The organism is Pigmentiphaga litoralis (assembly GCF_014651835.1).
GTDB classification, from domain to species: Bacteria; Pseudomonadota; Gammaproteobacteria; order Burkholderiales; family Burkholderiaceae_B; genus Pigmentiphaga; species Pigmentiphaga litoralis.
Genome location: NZ_BMXQ01000001.1, coordinates 3,853,993 through 3,869,450, shown reverse-complemented (window position 1 = coordinate 3,869,450; position 15,458 = coordinate 3,853,993). Strand labels below are relative to the sequence as shown.

Annotated in this window: 11 protein-coding genes and 1 tRNA gene; 3 read left to right on the top strand and 9 right to left on the bottom strand. The window is 66.6% G+C overall.

Annotated features, from left to right (window positions below; translation table 11 throughout):
* Nucleotides 1–2: 2 nt before the first annotated feature.
* Both IE116_RS17675 and IE116_RS17670 read right to left on the bottom strand, forming a co-directional pair.
* Complete coding sequence (locus IE116_RS17675; RefSeq protein ID WP_189614221.1) at nt 3–530, bottom strand: phage tail protein; 528 nt, start codon at nt 528–530, stop codon at nt 3–5.
* Nucleotides 531–599: 69 nt separating this feature from the next.
* Nucleotides 600–2,231 carry a phage tail sheath family protein gene (locus IE116_RS17670; RefSeq protein WP_189614220.1) on the bottom strand — a complete coding sequence of 544 codons (1,632 nt, stop codon included), beginning with the start codon at nt 2,229–2,231 and terminating at the stop codon, nt 600–602.
* Nucleotides 2,232–2,310: 79 nt separating this feature from the next.
* Between IE116_RS17670 and IE116_RS17665 the strand changes: the two genes are divergently transcribed.
* On the top strand, nt 2,311–3,480 hold the full coding sequence (locus IE116_RS17665) for a helix-turn-helix transcriptional regulator (protein ID WP_229828268.1): 1,170 nt from the start codon (nt 2,311–2,313) through the stop codon (nt 3,478–3,480).
* Between the two features lie 99 nt (nt 3,481–3,579).
* Here the strand turns inward: IE116_RS17665 and IE116_RS17660 are convergent.
* Nucleotides 3,580–3,655, bottom strand: a tRNA-Arg gene (locus IE116_RS17660).
* A gap of 329 nt (nt 3,656–3,984) precedes the next feature.
* On the opposite strand from IE116_RS17660, the gene IE116_RS17655 reads away from it, so the two are divergent.
* A complete protein-coding gene (locus IE116_RS17655; RefSeq protein WP_189614219.1) occupies nt 3,985–4,917 on the top strand; it encodes a c-type cytochrome in 933 nt (310 codons plus the stop codon).
* Nucleotides 4,918–5,033: 116 nt separating this feature from the next.
* Here the strand turns inward: IE116_RS17655 and IE116_RS17650 are convergent, their stop codons facing one another.
* The 4 genes from IE116_RS17650 to IE116_RS17635 all read right to left on the bottom strand — a co-directional run bounded on the left by IE116_RS17650 (nt 5,034) and on the right by IE116_RS17635 (nt 9,697).
* The gene (locus IE116_RS17650) at nt 5,034–6,272 is read right to left on the bottom strand and encodes a CaiB/BaiF CoA transferase family protein (RefSeq protein WP_189614218.1); all 1,239 of its coding nucleotides are present in this window, start codon (nt 6,270–6,272) and stop codon (nt 5,034–5,036) included.
* A gap of 60 nt (nt 6,273–6,332) precedes the next feature.
* On the bottom strand, nt 6,333–6,986 hold the full coding sequence (locus IE116_RS17645; protein WP_229828265.1) for an alpha-ketoglutarate-dependent dioxygenase AlkB: 654 nt from the start codon (nt 6,984–6,986) through the stop codon (nt 6,333–6,335).
* Between the two features lie 25 nt (nt 6,987–7,011).
* Complete coding sequence (locus IE116_RS17640; protein WP_189614217.1) at nt 7,012–7,431, bottom strand: HPF/RaiA family ribosome-associated protein; 420 nt, start codon at nt 7,429–7,431, stop codon at nt 7,012–7,014.
* A gap of 166 nt (nt 7,432–7,597) precedes the next feature.
* Nucleotides 7,598–9,697: a PAS domain-containing protein gene (locus tag IE116_RS17635; RefSeq protein ID WP_189614216.1), complete on the bottom strand. Its 2,100-nt coding sequence runs from the start codon at nt 9,695–9,697 to the stop codon at nt 7,598–7,600.
* A 205-nt stretch (nt 9,698–9,902) separates the two neighbouring features.
* Here IE116_RS17635 and IE116_RS17630 point away from each other — a divergent pair, with 205 nt between their 5' ends.
* A complete protein-coding gene (locus tag IE116_RS17630) occupies nt 9,903–10,208 on the top strand; it encodes a UBP-type zinc finger domain-containing protein (RefSeq protein WP_189614215.1) in 306 nt (101 codons plus the stop codon).
* A 74-nt stretch (nt 10,209–10,282) separates the two neighbouring features.
* On the opposite strand, the gene IE116_RS17625 is transcribed toward IE116_RS17630, so the two are convergent.
* Nucleotides 10,283–12,313, bottom strand: coding sequence for a UvrD-helicase domain-containing protein (locus IE116_RS17625; protein ID WP_189614737.1), 2,031 nt, complete (start codon nt 12,311–12,313; stop codon nt 10,283–10,285).
* A 217-nt stretch (nt 12,314–12,530) separates the two neighbouring features.
* The gene (locus IE116_RS17620; protein WP_229828263.1) at nt 12,531–15,158 is read right to left on the bottom strand and encodes a primosomal protein N'; all 2,628 of its coding nucleotides are present in this window, start codon (nt 15,156–15,158) and stop codon (nt 12,531–12,533) included.
* Between the last annotated feature and the right edge of the window lie 300 nt (nt 15,159–15,458).

Sequence of the window (15,458 nt, the reverse complement as noted above, 5' to 3'; positions counted from 1 at the left end):
CTTCAGACGGCGGGTTCGGTGTAGGTCGGCTCGGACGGCTCGACCACGTCGTAGTCGCGCTCCCACCCTTCGTTCTCGAGCTTGATGTGCTGGATCGCAATGGCACTCGCACTGGCGTCCAGGTCGGGCAGCGCCTGGTATTCGGACACCCAGCAGCGATACACCTTGTAGGCCAGCACGCACTGCCCGGCCTCGTTGTAGACCTCGATGATCAGGTCCTTGCGAAAGTCCTTGAGCGACACCTCGGCCCCCAGGCCCGACCCGTAGTTCCAGACCTTGTTGGCCCACTTTTCGAACTCGGTGTCGTGCGTCACGCCGCGTTCCAGTGTGATCGCGTCGTACTTGGTCCGGCCGGGCGACTTGCGGGTGGTCGACGGATCGCCCCCCTCGCGGTGTTCGACCGGCTCCGTGCTGCGCTTGAGCGCACCCACCTTGGTCACGCCGGCCACATAGCGGCCATCCCACTTCACCCGGAATTTGAAGTTCTTGTAGGGGTCGAAACGTTGTGCGTTGACGCTGAACTGGGCCATGGCGACCGCCTCCCGGTTGGGTCCGAATCAAACATCCTGCTGACGGAAACGTGCATGGATCCCCTCGCGCTAGGTCGCGATCTGCCCGGCCATCTGCTGGATCTGGATGACCACGAATTCCGCCGGCTTGAGCGGCGCAAAGCCGACCGCCACGTTCAGCACGCCAAGGTCGATGTCATGCTGGGTCGTGGTCTGGGCATCGCAACGCACGAAGTAGGCGTCACGCGGCGACGCACCCTGAAACGCGCCCTGCCGGAACAGTCCCTGCATGAAGGCCCCCACGTTCAGGCGAACCTGTGCCCACAGCGGTTCGTCGTTCGGTTCGAACACGACCCATTGCGTGCCGCGATACAGGCTTTCTTCGATGAACAACGCCAGCCGCCTGACGGGCAGGTACTTGTATTCGTCGGCGCTTTCATCGGCGCCGCGCAGCGTACGCGCGCCCCACACGATCCGGCCGTTGACGCCGAACGATCGCAGGCAGTTGATGCCCAGGGGATTGAGCTGCCCGTTTTCCAGATCATTCATGTTGATCTGCAGGTCCTGCACGCCGGTCAGCGAGGCGTCGAGCCCGGCCGGCGCCTTCCACACCCCGCGGGACGCGTCGGTGCGCGCGATGACGCCCGCGATGATCCCCGATGGCACGAAAGTATCGATGCGGCCGTCCAGCAGCGGATCGGCCTGGCGCACGCACGGAAAATACAGCGCCGCGTTGCGTGCCGACGGGCCGGTCAGGTTGAGCGCATTGCGGCCCTGCATGGCATTGCGGATCGACTCGTCAACCGGCGTGGCCCAGGCCGGGTCCGGATCGACGATCAGCACGGCGCGGCGTTCCACGCAGTAGTCCAGTGCCGCGCTGTACACGGCCGCCGAGGGCATGACGTAGGTCGATGGCAAGGCAGACGTATCGCGGCCCAGCGGCGGGATGCACAGCAGGTTGAACAGGTCGGCTTGATCCAGGGCATACAGGCCGGTCTTGGGATCGCGTTCCCCCAACACGTGGCTGTCATCGAGCTCGCCGCCATCGTCGCCCGATCCCGCGTCGGCATCGACCCACACGGCCTTGCGCTGTACGCCGGTGCCGGTGGTGAACTCCGGTGGCCGGTCCGCCGGCAGGTCGCCCTTGACGCGAACGTAGATCGACTGGCGCTCGAGCAGCTGCGGCAGATAGCGCGGGTCGCCCGGCGTGAGCGAGACGGACCCGAAGCGCTCCGTCGAGAATTCATCCCGTCCGGGCCTGTGCCGATATCGCACGATCAGATTGAAGGTGGTGGACGGCGTGGGGGGCGACGTGACCGGCATGGCCAGGTCGGTGTCGTGATCCACGGTAGCGCTCAGCCGGTTGCCCCATGCACCCGGACTGGACGCTTCCAGCACCAGCCCGACCGGCGGGCTGGCGTCGTTGCCCAGCATGATCGTGGCCGCGCGGGCGGTATCCGGTGCCACCCGAACCACCAGCGCGAGCGAGCCGCCGTTGGCATAGAAGTCGCGCACGGCATAGCTCATCGGGCAGGTCAGGTCGAGACCGCCGAATCGCCGTTCGAAATCCGCGAATCCGGTCAGCATCCGGGGGGCGTCGACCGGTCCGGCAACGGCGCGTCCGACGAAGGCGGTGACCGACGTCGCCACGCCGGTAATGGTGCGAACGCCGCTGGGGACTTCCTGGATGTAGACACCGGGATAGGACAAGGCCGCTGGCATGAAATGCTCCCTCAAAGGCCAAACCGGCCTATAGTCTCCCTCAGCTTTGCGCCGACGGGCACTCCCATTTGGGGGGGAAATGGACGGCGACCTGGGGGTGACCATGACGCGCATCGACACGGTTCATCGGGCGATCCGGCACATCTATGAAGCCGCGCTGGCGCCCGGGCAATGGCCTGGCGCCGTCACCGCCGTCGCCCATGCGATCGGCGGCCACAAGGCCATCCTCAGCGCCCAGGGCAGCGGCGTGCCGGGCATGGCGGTGATGTCGGGCTGCGACGCACCGCCGCCCTGGATCCGGCGGGAAGTCGAACATGGACTCATCCGCTGGACCCACGCCTGCCCGCTGGGCAAACCGCTGCGCCAGCACGCACTGATGGCCGACGCGGCCTTCCGGCGGTCCGCCCTCTACAACGACATCATCCGGCCGGCTGGCGGCTTCTATGGCATTGCCGCGCCGCTGCTGCGCCTGCCCGACCACCAGGTCTATTTCGCGGCAGGCCGCGAACTGGGCGCCGTCGATTTCAGCCCGAACGATGTGAACGCTGCCCGCCGCATCGTGCCGCACCTGGCTGCCGCGATCGAGGTGCAAAGCCGGCTCGACCTTGCCGACCGCCGCGCCCGGGACGCGTACGAGGTGATTGCCCGGCTGGACTTCGGCGTGATCCTGCTCGATGCGCGGATGCGGCCGATTTTTGCCAACCCGCGCGCCGAGCTGCTGGCACGCGACAGCGACGGGCTGGTCCTGACGCGGCACCAGGTGTCGGCCATGGCCGCGAGCGACGCCCGCGCGCTGCAGGATGCGATCGCCGCGGCGGTAGGCATCAACAGGCGGTGCAGCAGCGCCGACGGCATGCCGGCCGTGCCGCTGGCGCCGATGCGCCGTGCCGTGGCCCGCCGTCCGCCGCTTGCCCCATTGGTCGTGCGCATCCTGCCGGTGGACGCGTCCGATGTGCCGGAGGGCATCAGCACGGCCACCCGCGTGATCCTGTTCGTAATGGAGCCCAACCGGCCGCCCGGCATCGACCCGGTGCTGCTCGCCACGACTTTTCGTTTCACGCGGCGCGAGGCCGCCCTGGCGATCCTGCTGGCGCGCGGCATGGACCTGGCCGAGGCGGCCGAAGAGCTGGGAATTGCCAAGGGGACGGCGCGAAGCTACCTGAAGCAGGTGCTGGCCAAGACCTATACCCACCGTCAGGCGGAAATGGTGTCCGTGGTGCTGCGGGTCGGGATGGAGGTGTCGCGCTGATGTGTCGCTGATGTCGCACAAGGTCTGGCGACGGATGACAAGCGGCTGGCTGCGGACCCGTCGATATCTGGATGAATATCTGACGAAAATCCGAGAAATTGGTGCGCCCGGCTGGGATCGAACCAGCAACCCCTGCCTTCGGAGAGCAGTACTCTATCCATTGAGCTACGGGCGCTAAGTCGACTATTGTAGCTTGCATTCGCGCGTTCGTCCTGCGGTCCGATCCGGCTTTGCAGATTTCCTGTCGTGTCGCGGCTGCAACGCCACTGCGCAAGCGGGCTTACCCGGGGGAACACCAATCAAGCACCCCGTGAGTCCATCCCGCTATAATCAGGCGGTTGTGTGCAAAAAATGAATCGGCCGCCATGCTCGCGCTCTGGAAGGAGACCCCAGAGCAGCATGCCCTCGGCGCCGGAATAAAAGCAGTCAAGACCGTATCATTCCCCCGTAACCGTCCCGTGCCGCGCTCCCCTGTCCCGGCCGGTGGACCTGCAGGATTTCGCAATGAGCAACGCGCATCACGACCACACGCAAGATCACCAATCGCCGATCCGGACGCCTCGTCAGCTGATCACGGTGATCGTTCTGTCCCTTGTGGCACCGGTCATCATCATCATCCTGCTGGTCCACTTCGTCGTGAACGGCACGCGAACCAACGCCGGTGCCGATGCACAGACGCCCGCCGCGATCGACGCGCGCATCGCGCCAGTGGCCGGCTTCGAAATTCGTGACGCCAACGCGCCGCGGGTGTTCCAGACGGGCGAAGCGGTCTACAAGGCCGTGTGCGCCACCTGTCATGCCGCCGGCGTTGCCGGCGCGCCTAAATTCGGCGACAACGGTTCCTGGGCCAAGTACATCCAGACCGGCCTGGAAGAGATGGTCAAGGTAGCCATCGCAGGCAAGGGCGCCATGCCCGCCAAGGGCGGCAACCCCGACCTGGATGACTTCGAAGTGGCGCGCGCGGTGGCCTACATGGCCAATGCCAGCGGCGCCAGCTTCAAGGAACCCGAAGCGCCCGCCCCTGCAGCGCCTGCCGCCACGGCCGATGCGTCGGCGGCTCCCGCCGCGGCAGCTGCTGCCCCGGCCGCGGTGCCCGCACCGGCTCCGGCAGCGCCCGCCACGCCGGCTGCGGCGCCAACGTCCCCCGCCGCGGCTGCCGCCCCCGCTGCTGCCGCTCCGACTGCCGCCGCCTCCACCGGCGACGGCAAGAAGCTGTATGACAGCGCCTGTTTCGCCTGCCACGGTACCGGCGTTGCCGGCGCACCCAAGTTTGGCGACAAGGCCGCCTGGGCCAAGTACATCGCCACCGGCATGGACACCATGGTCGCCACGGCAATCGCCGGCAAGGGCGCGATGCCACCCAAGGGCGGCGCCGCCAATGCAACCGAAGCCGACATCCGCGCCACCGTCCAGTACATGGTCGACGCCGCCAAGTAAGCCGCTCCGCGCCTGGCCAGACCGGGCACCGGGCACGCAGGCAACAAAAAACCCCCGACGGGCTCGCCCTCGGGGGTTTTTTTATCTGCGCCTGCAACCCAGCAGGGCAGACGCCCTCACGCCGTACCCGTGTCCCCCGCCTTCAAGGCCGCCACATCGTCCGCCCCCCAGCCCAGCACTTCCTGCAGCACCTCGTCGGTATGCTGACCCAGCACCGGCGGCGCCGCGCGGTACTGCACGGGCGTGTCCGAAAAGCGCAGCGGGCTGGCGACGCTGGGGGCCGTGCCGGCCGCGGCGTGCGGCAGGTCCAGGCGCAGTCCGCGCGCCTGCACGTGCGGGTCGGCAAACACCTGTTCGATGGTGTTGATCGGACCGCAGGGCACGCCCACTGCCTCCAGCCGCTCCAGCCAGTAATCCCGCGGCCTGGAGGCCATGATCTCGGCCAGTTGGGGCACCAGCACGTCACGGTTGATCGTGCGTGACTGGTTGGTCTGGAAGCGCGGGTCGGACGACAGATGCATGGCGTCCATCGCCACGCAGTAGGCGCGAAACTGCGTATCGTTGCCCACCGCAACAATCAGGTGCCCATCGGACGCCGGAAACACCTGGTAGGGCACGATGTTCTGGTGGGCATTGCCGGACCGCCCGGGGGCCTTGCCCGTGGTCAGGAAGTTCATGTTCTGGTTGGCCAGCATGGCCACCACGCTGTCGAGCAGCGCGATGTCCAGCCGCTGCCCGAGCCCGCTCTGGTGGCGCTCCTGCAAGGCCGCCAGGATGCCCACGCTGGCGTACATGCCGGTCACGATGTCGACCACCGCCACGCCGGCCTTCTGCGGTCCCGCGCCCGGCAGGCCGTCACGTTCGCCCGTGATGCTCATCAGGCCGCCCAGGCCCTGGATCATGAAGTCGTATCCCGGCCGGCTGGCGTAGGGGCCGCTCTGGCCAAAGCCGGTGATCGAGCAGTAGATCAGCCGAGGGTTGATCGCCTTCAGGCTCTCGTAATCGAGGCCGTATTTGGCCAGTCCGCCCACCTTGAAGTTTTCCACCAGCACGTCACTGACCGCGGCCAGCTCGCGCAGCACGCGTGCGCCCTCTGGCGTTGCCAGGTCCACCGCCACCGACCGCTTATTGCGGTTGGCGCACAGGTAGTAGGCGGCGTCGCGGGTGTCGTTGCCTTCGGCGTCCTGAAGGTAAGGCGGTCCCCAGGAACGGGTGTCATCGCCGCTGCCGGGCTTTTCGATCTTGATGACATCGGCGCCCAGGTCGGCCAGATTCTGGGTGCACCAGGGGCCGGCCAGAACCCGCGTCAGGTCAAGAACGCGAATGCCCGCCAGGGGAAGGGAACGTTGAGTCATGCGATGCCCGATTGCGCCAATAACGGGCGTAACGATATCAGAGCACCGCGATCCGGCCCATCACCGCTTTGCGAACGCGCGCCGCGCCGACGTCCGGAAGGTGATCGAATAGCGCAGTGATCGGGTGGGCGAGACGCTGTGCTGCCAGTCCCAGCGCGCCGGACCCCGCAGCAGATAGATGGATCGCGGGGCCAGCGTTTGTTTCAACACGACGGGCTTCACCCCATCGGCCCGAGGCATGGGCTGCCCATCCCGCCGATACGGCCGAAAGCGCATCGTGGCTTCAGCGGCCAGCGACACCCCGACCACGTCTTCGAAATCGGGCACGTCGCGATGCCATCCCAACGGGGTCCCTACGGAATACTCCGCCACCAGGATCTGCGTGAACGCGTCGGCCGGCAGGCCCACCCACGCGGCGATACGGTTCCGCAGCGGCAGCACCCATGGGGCCGGCGCATCGGTGTCTTGCAGCTGGTTGCGATCGAAGTCGAAGCGCCCGCCATAGCTGACGACGCGCCGCTGCGCGACATAGCTCTTGTAGCGCATGGCTTCGAACGGCAAACCCGCCATCTGACCAAGCAAGTCAGCTTCTTCGTCAGGGCTCAGAAACCCGGCTTCGTAGCGAAAGCCCGGCGGGCCAGGAAGCGGCGGGGTGGGCGCGCCAAGCGCATCGTCATCAAATAGCGATGCCTGGCCCATTGGTGAGGTTGGCATGACGGCTCCACCACGCCTGACACGCTCAGTCGTCGCCGTCGCCGTCGCCGTCGCTCTCGCTCTCGCTGACGCTATCGCCCGCACCGGGCACGCCCGTGCCGGCGGCATCGGTGCGGATCGAGGTATGGTCGCGATGATCGCGCACCTTGCCCAGGGCGCTGTCCAGCGCGCGACGGGCCTTGCTCTCGGCGCCGTTCAGCGCCTGCTCGAGCGTCGGCGCATTGTGGCTGACGGCAACCGCTTTCTGTCCGATGACGTGGGCTTCGATCATGCAGCGCTTGTCGTCCGCGCCGCCCTTCTGGCTGTTCTCGTCCGACAAATGCACTTCGATGCGTCGCACATCGTCGGTAAAGCGGCCCAGATTCCTGCGGATCTCACTGTCGGCCCACTGTTCGAGCTTGACCCGGTTTTCCATGCCATTGCCAGTATTGATATGAATTTCCATGAGGCTCTCGTGCTGGGTTTCGGGAAGACACTCCCCGCAAGCCACGTGCCCGAAGGCAACTCAGCAGTAAGGCCTGGATACCCCTGGATATGCGGCGTCACGGCTCCATGGCGCCGGGGCGCCGCATGTAAGAACTGCATGGCCCGGACAGCCCTTCGTCATCCGTTCAGCGGGCAAGCGTCAATTGCCGCACCCGATCCAGCAGGTTGTCCACCGTGAACGGCTTGGTCAGCACCTGCATGCCGGGCTCCAGCACCCCGTCGCCGATCAACGCGTTCTCGGCATAGCCGGTAATGAACAGCACCTTCAGGTCCGGACGCTGGGCGCGCGCGGCATCGGCCAGCTGCCGGCCGTTCATGCCACCGGGCAGGCCCACGTCCGTCACCATCAGATCCAGCGCCACATCGCTCTGCAGCACCGTCATGGCCGACGGGCCGTCTTCGGCCTCGATGGGCAGCATGCCGGCATCCTTCAACACCTCGGTCACCAGCATGCGCACGGTGATCTCGTCATCGACGACCAGCACGCGCGCGCGCCGCACCGGAACGGCGGCTGCGGCGTCCCCGGCGGACTCGCTGCCTTCGCTCGAGGCGCCGTCAACACGCGGAAGGAACAGGCTCATGGTCGTGCCCTCGCCAAACGTGGACTCGATGCGCAGCACGCCGCCCGATTGCCGCGCAAAGCCGTACACCATCGACAGGCCCAAGCCCGTGCCCTGCCCCAGGGGCTTGGTCGTAAAGAACGGTTCCACCGCGCGCGCCACCGTGTCGGGCGTCATGCCGATGCCGTCGTCGGTCACGCTCAGCGCGACATAATCCCCGGCCACGAGCCCCAGTTCGGACGCCAACCCGGGCGCGATCGACCGGTTGGCGGTGGCGATCGTCAACCGGCCCCCATGCGGCATGGCGTCGCGCGCGTTGATCGACAGGTTCAGCAGGGCGTTGTCCAGCTGCACGGCATCGACCATCGTCAACCACAGCCCCGGCGCCAGCAGCACCTCCACCGGAATCGCCGGACCGACCGTGCGGCGCAGCAGCTCCACCATGTCGTGCACCAGCCGGTTCATGTCGGTGGGCTGCGGATCCAGCGTCTGCCGGCGCGCAAAGGCCAGCATGCGATGCGTCACGGACGCGGCACGCTGCGCGGCGCCCTGGGCGGTGTCGATATAACGTTCGGTACTGGCGCGGTCCAGCGTGCCCAGGTGCAGCCGTCGCCGCATCAGTTCGAGCGACCCGCTGATACCCGTCAGCAGGTTGTTGAAGTCATGCGCCAGACCGCCGGTCAGCTGGCCGATTGCTTCCATTTTCTGCGACTGCCGCAGCGCCTCTTGCGCCCGCAGCAGTTCCGACGTGCGCTCTTGCACCCGATGTTCAAGCGTCTCATTCATGAGCCGCAACGCCTCTTCGGCGCGCACGTTCTCGGTGACTTCATAACCACCGGTAAAGATGCCGATGATGTCCCCGACATCGTTGCGCACGGGGTGATACAGAAAGTCCAGATAACGGGGCTGCGCCTCGCCGGCCATCTGGATGGGAAAGCCGTGCATCACGATGGGCTCGCCGGTGGTGTAGACCGCATGCAGCAGCTCGTAGAAGCCCTGGCCTTCCAGCTCGGGAAATACATCGCGAATGGCCTGGCCGACGAAAGGACGCGGCCCGAACAGCGCCTGGTAAGAATCGTTGACATAGTCAAAGATGTGCTCGGGCCCGTACAGCAGACCGGCAAAGCCCGGCATCTGCTGCAGCAGTAGACGCTGGCGCTCGCGCTCGCGATCGGCCTGTGCCCTGGCCTGCACTGCGCTCGTCACATCCACCACGGTGCACATCATGCCGACGATGTTGGCGTGGTCATCCCGCACCGGCATGTAGGTAAAGGTCCACCAGGTCGGCTTGCGCACGCCATGGCGCACCATGGACAGGGGCATCTCTTCGATGCGCGTGCCCTCGCCCGCCAGCGCCCGGATCACGATCCATTCGATGTCGTCCCACACGTCGGACCACAGCTCATGAAAAGGACGGCCCATGGCTCCTTCGACCCGCTCCAGCAGCATCGGCGCATAGGCATCATTGAAAAAAAAGCGCAGGTCCGGCCCCCATGCCAGGAACATGGCCTGGGGCGAATCCATCCAGGTGGCAAGCGTGCTTTTGATGACGGTGGGCCAGGAATCGACGGGCCCGAGCGGCGTGGCCGACCAGTCGATGCGCGTGAACCGGGCGCACGTGGCGTCGCCGTTGTTCAGAAAGGCGGACAGGCCCTGGTCAACCATAGTGCGGATCTCGTAGAGGCGGCTGGCGACATGCCGGCGCAATCACCGCGGCATGGCCGGGCGTGGGCTACTTTACCGCTTTTAGGGTCGTGTCCGGACCGCGTCTCCCCCATCCGGGGGTTGGGATGCGGCCGCGCCGATGCCATACTCGGCACTTGATATCCCGGCAACCGGCCGCCTGCCACCGCCTTCAGCAAGGAACGTCATGAGCTCGTCCTGCACGCATACGTCCAGCATCGCCCACGTCACCCCCAGCGCCCTTGGCTGCGAAGAATGTCTCCAGTCCGGCAGCATGTGGGTTCATTTGCGCCTGTGCCGCACCTGCGGCCACGTCGGCTGCTGCGACGACTCGCCCAATCGCCATGCCCGCGCGCACTTCAACGCCACGCAGCATCCGATCATCGAAGGCTACGATCCGCCCGAAGGCTGGGGCTGGTGTTTTGCGGACAAGGTCGAGGTCGACCTGCCGGATCAGACCCCGCACAACGGGCCGATTCCGCGGTACGTGTAAGGGCGCTGGCCGGGCAGCCCGGTCAGAAGGCGGCGGTCAGGCAAGGCGGGTTCCTCCAAGCCGTCCTGGCTGCCTCAGCCGCCTTTGTTCAGCAGCGCCTTCAGCATCCCGAGCCGGTCTTTCGCGCTCATGGCAGGCGTGGTGTCGACCATCTTGTCGCCGCCCAGACCCATCTCTTCAATGAATCGCGACGGCTCGCGCGCGACGTCTTCCCGGCCGCGCTTGCGCTTCTTGCACCACGTCACATGCAGGCTGCGCTGCGCGCGCGTGATGCCCACGTACATCAGCCGCCGCTCTTCCTGCACGCGGGCGACCAGCGACTCCGCCGCCTTGGCCGGGTCGCCTTCCTCGTCGTCCTTGCCCAGGTGCGGCAGCAGGCCTTCTTCGACACCCACCAGATACACGTGGGGGTATTCCAGGCCCTTGGACGCGTGCAGGGTCGATAGCCGCACCACGTCCGGATCTTCTTCGTCGTTCTTTTCGAGCATGGTGATCAGCGCAATGTGCTGCACCAGTTCGACCAGCGTCATGTTGTCTTCTTCGGCTTTGCGGCGCAGCCAGCCGGTCAGGTCCAGCACCGTCTGCCAGCGCGTCTGCGCGCCGCGTTCATCGAACGTGTCGTACAGATAGCGTTCGTAGTTGATGGCGCGCAGCAGGTCGTCCAGGATCTCGCCCGCGGGCTCGGCCGACGTGATGGCCTCGCCACTGGCGCCCCGCCCCGCACGCCACTGCATGCGGTGGATGAATTCGCCAAACTCGCGCAACTGGCCCAGTTGCCGCGCGGCCAGACGCTGCTCCAGGCCCGTCTCGAAAATCGCCGCGAACAGCGGGATCTCGCGCTCGCCCGCATAGTTGCCCAGCACTTCCAGCGTCGCCTGTCCCACGCCGCGCTTGGGCGTGGTGATCGCGCGGATCATGGCCGGGTCGTCTTCGTCGTTGGCGATCAGCCGGAGATAGGCCAGCACGTCCCGCACTTCGGCCTTGTCGAAAAAGCTCTGGCCGCCCGACACCATGTACGGAATCTTCAGGTTGCGCAGCGCCTGTTCCATGACCCGCGCCTGGTGGTTGCTTCGGTACAGGATCGCAAAGTCCTTCCACTGCGCCTTCTTTTCGAAGCGCGCGGCCGAGATGCGCACGGCCACCGATTCGGCTTCGGCTTCCTCGCCATCCATGGGCACCACCATAATGGGATCGCCCGCGCCCAGGTCGGACCACAGCTTCTTGTCGAACAGCTTGGGGTTCTTTTCGATCACCCGGTTGGCGGCGGCAAGAATGCGCTGCACCGACCGGTAGTTCTGTTCGAGCTTGATGACCTTCAGGTTCGGATAATCGGTGGTGAGCTTGGCCAGGTTCTCGATCGTCGCGCCGCGCCACGCGTAGATGGCCTGGTCATCGTCGCCCACCGCCGTGAACATGGCGCGCGGCCCGGTGATCAGCTGCACCAGCCGGTACTGGCAGGCATTGGTGTCCTGGTATTCGTCGACCAGCATGTAGCGCAGGCGGGACTGCCAGCGTTCGCGCGCTTCGTCGTCCCGTTCCAGCAGCTGCGCCGGCAGGCGGATCAGGTCGTCGAAGTCCACCGACTGGTAGGCCCGCAGCGTGGCGTTGTAGCTGCGGTAGGCACGCGCGGCTTCCCGCTCGCCTTCGGTGGCGGCAATCCGTTCGGCTTCATCGGGCTCGACCAGCGCGTTCTTCCACAACGAGATCGTGTTCTGCACGGCGCGCAGGCGGCCCTTGTCGGTGGTGGCGATCAGGTCCTGCACGATGCCCAGTGCGTCGTCGGACGCCAGGATCGAAAACGCCGGCTTGAGCCCGACCTTCTTGGCTTCTTCGCGCAGCAGCCGCACGCCCAGCGAGTGGAAGGTGCTGATCGTCAGGCCCTTCAACTGGTTCGGCGCCGCGACGGATTTGACCCGCTCGGCCATCTCCTTGGCCGCCTTGTTGGTAAAGGTCAGCGCGGCCACGTTGCGCGCGTTGTAACCACAGTCGCGCAGCAGGTAGCCGATTTTCTGGGTGATCACGCGCGTCTTGCCGCTGCCAGCGCCCGCCAGCACCAGGCACGGACCGTCCAGATGCCGCACCGCCTCGCGCTGGGCATCGTTCATGCCCCCGGCCACGGGCGGCAGCACGAACGGCTCGGCCGGCCCGCCCTTCGCGTCGAGCTGCGACTGCGCGCGGTCCAGCTTGCGGACCGTCGAGGACACGGGAGGAACGTCGGGAGTCGATGGAGCAGTCATGCGGGTACACCAGAGGGAAAGCTTGCGTTTGCCCCGTCGCGCGGGGCCGGGTCATCACTGTGCTGGGGTCATCACGTTGCCGGGGTCAGATTTCCAGCGGGTCGACTTCCAGATGCCACCGCACCCGGGCCGCTGACGCCAGGGCCGGCAGGCGCGCGCCCCACACGTGCAGGAAGTGCTGCAGCGCCGGCCGGTGATCGCTTTCGATCAGCAGCTGCGCCCGCTCGACATTGGCCACCCGCACCACACGCAGGGGCACTGGATCATAAAGCGTAATCCGGGCCAGGGCCGCGCGGGTCGCTTCGTCGGCGCCGTCCAGCATGCCGTCTTCGGACTCGGCGCGGGCCTGCCCCAGAAAGCCCACGGCCTGCGCCAGCTCGGGCGCTTCGGCCGTCAGCAGGGCCTGGAAGGCGAATGGCGGCAGGCCGGCCGCCTTGCGCTCGTCCAGCGCGTACCGCGCAAAGCCGTCGTAATCGTGCTTGATGAGCGACTGATACAGCGGCTGTTCCGGATATCCGGTCTGCACGAACACCTCGCTGGCGACGCCACTGCGCCCCGCGCGCCCGGCCACCTGCATCAGCTGCGAAAACAGCCTTTCAGGCGCCCGGAAATCGTGCGAGAACAGCATCGCGTCCGAATTGAGCACGCCCACGAACCCCAGGTTCTGGAAGTCATGCCCCTTGGCTACCATCTGCGTGCCGACCAGGATATCGATCTCTCCGGCATGCATCTGCGAAAACAGCGCGTGCGCACTGCCTTTGCGTCGCGTGCTGTCGGCGTCGATCCGGGCGATCCGCGCGGTTGGGAACAATTCGGCCAGGTGTTCCTCCAGCCGCTGCGTGCCGCGGCCCATGGGTTGCAAGTCCTGGTTGCCGCAATCCGGGCAGGCCGGCGGCACGCGTTCCTGCCAGCCGCAGTGGTGGCACCGCAGTTCATGCCGCGCGTGGCTACCCCGTTGCGATGCCGACCGATGCAGCACCATATAGGCCGAACACCGCTTGCACCCGCTGACCCAGCCGCAGGCCTCGCAATGCAGCACCGGCGCATAACCCCGGCGGTTCAGGAAGATCAGCGATTGCTCGCCCCGCGCCAGTCGCTCGCCCACGGCGGTCAGCACGTGCGGCGACAGCCCTTCCTTCAGCTTGATCTGCCGCGTGTCGATCAGCCGGATCTTGGGAGGCGCGGCGGCCTGCGCGCGGTCGGGCAAGGACAGTTTCAGGTAGCGGCCGCTTTCGGCGTGCTGCCAGGTTTCCAGCGACGGCGTGGCCGACCCCAGCACCACCGGAATACCCAGGTCGCGCGCCCGCCAGATCGCCAGGTCCCGCGCTGAATAGCGCAAACCTTCCTGCTGCTTGTAGGACGGGTCGTGTTCTTCGTCCACCACGATCAGCCCCAGGTTCGGGATCGGCGTGAACAGCGCCAGGCGCGTGCCCACCAGCACCCGCGCCTGCCCACGCACGATCCGCAGCCAGGCCGACAGCCGCTCGCCATCGGCCAGGCCGCTGTGCAGCACCGCCACGCCGTCCTTGCCCGCCGTCGCTTCCAGCCGGCGGCGCAGCACGCCTTCGAGCTGCGGCGTCAGGTTGATCTCCGGCACCAGCAGCAGCACCTGGCGGCCCGCCGCCAGCACCCGTTCGGCCGCATGCAGGTAGACCTCGGTCTTGCCGCTGCCGGTCACGCCATGCAGCAGGACGGGCTTGAAACCTTCCAGCGTGGCCAGGGAGTCGACAGCTTCCTGCTGTGCCCGGCCCAGCACGGGGCGCGTGATAGCAACGGGGCTGCCGGCGGGATCGAGCGGAGGATCGCAGGCTGCGGAGGCTGCGGGGGCGGTCCTGTCCACAGGCGCATCCACAGGGTTGTCCACAGCTTCGGTCAAAGGGACGGATGCCGACGACGTCGCAAGGTCTGCCGTGCGCGCCGGCACCTCGGCGACCGCGGCGTCAGACAGGTCGACAATCCTGTCGTCGGCCACGTCGGGGTTGCCTGCGCTGTCTTGCGCGTCGGCATCGCGCTCGCTCGCTTGCGCAATAGCGTCGCCTGCGCCTTTTTGCGCACCAGCATCGCCCGGGCCTTCTTGCGTATTCGCATCGCCTGCGCCTTCTTGCGCATTTGCATCGCCTGCGCCTTCCTGCTGCGGATCAACGACGGCAGGCTTGCTGCCGGCCTTGGCGGCGGCTTTCGCTGCCTTGTCAGCCGCCGTGGCCGCCTTCTCGGCCGCCCGCGCCAGTTTGTCGGTCGCCCGAGCTTCCTTCGCCGCCGCCTTGGCCGCCGCCGCATCCGCCCGTCCGGCGCGTTCGTCCAGGCGGGCAATCGGTCCATCACCCGACCGCACGCCGTCGTACGACGAGGGTTTGCGCAGCGGCCCCGGCAGCGCCGGCAGCATCACCTCGCCCAGCGGGCGCTGGTAGTACTCAGCGGCAAAGCGCGCCAGCCGCAGCCAGTCTTCCGGCAAGGGCGTCAGGTCGTCCAGCACCCGGATCACGTCGCGCAGCTTCGATTCGTCCAGCGCGGGCGTGGCGGGCAGATCCACCACCACGCCGATCAGGTCACGGCGCCCGAAGGGCACCACCACCCGCTGGCCGACCTTGACCGCCTGGGCGACGCGGTAGTCGAACAGTCCCGGCACCGGCACATCGAGCGCAACACGCACCCATCCGGTTGAGGATTGAGCCTCGGAATCCGCAGAAATCGATAACGCACTGGTTTGGGTCATTGCGAGTCGGCATAGAGCAATCGACGGGCAGTCACTCATGCATCAGGAGGATGGGAAAAAAAGGCCGTAGGGGGTTCAAGCTTGGCCTGGCCCCGAAACCGGCATCACACTTAAAGTAAAACCTCGGAGTGCCCCCTAAACCACTGCGTGAACGGCACATTTTGTTGTCCCCAATCCGCCTGTGGACAACTTTGGGGACAACACCGGTGCAACTCTCGGGCTAGCGTCCGGAAGGCTTAGCACATCCTCCGGCCAGTCTGGAAAACTTTTTTAATTTCCCTTATCGATCAACAACTTAGG

Bases quoted from the DNA above. Each gene is read 5' to 3' on its own strand.
- IE116_RS17645 (WP_229828265.1), bottom strand. From the start codon at position 6,986: ATGCCAACCTCACCAATGGGCCAGGCATCGCTATTTGATGACGATGCG.
- IE116_RS17630 (WP_189614215.1), top strand. From the start codon at position 9,903: ATGAGCTCGTCCTGCACGCATACGTCCAGCATCGCCCACGTCACCCCC.
- IE116_RS17640 (WP_189614217.1), bottom strand. From the start codon at position 7,431: ATGGAAATTCATATCAATACTGGCAATGGCATGGAAAACCGGGTCAAG.
- IE116_RS17665 (WP_229828268.1), top strand. From the start codon at position 2,311: ATGGACGGCGACCTGGGGGTGACCATGACGCGCATCGACACGGTTCAT.
- IE116_RS17625 (WP_189614737.1), bottom strand. From the start codon at position 12,313: ATGAACGATGCCCAGCGCGAGGCGGTGCGGCATCTGGACGGTCCGTGC.
- IE116_RS17620 (WP_229828263.1), bottom strand. From the start codon at position 15,158: ATGACCCAAACCAGTGCGTTATCGATTTCTGCGGATTCCGAGGCTCAA.
- IE116_RS17675 (WP_189614221.1), bottom strand. From the start codon at position 530: ATGGCCCAGTTCAGCGTCAACGCACAACGTTTCGACCCCTACAAGAAC.
- IE116_RS17650 (WP_189614218.1), bottom strand. From the start codon at position 6,272: ATGACTCAACGTTCCCTTCCCCTGGCGGGCATTCGCGTTCTTGACCTG.
- IE116_RS17655 (WP_189614219.1), top strand. From the start codon at position 3,985: ATGAGCAACGCGCATCACGACCACACGCAAGATCACCAATCGCCGATC.
- IE116_RS17635 (WP_189614216.1), bottom strand. From the start codon at position 9,697: ATGGTTGACCAGGGCCTGTCCGCCTTTCTGAACAACGGCGACGCCACG.
- IE116_RS17670 (WP_189614220.1), bottom strand. From the start codon at position 2,231: ATGCCAGCGGCCTTGTCCTATCCCGGTGTCTACATCCAGGAAGTCCCC.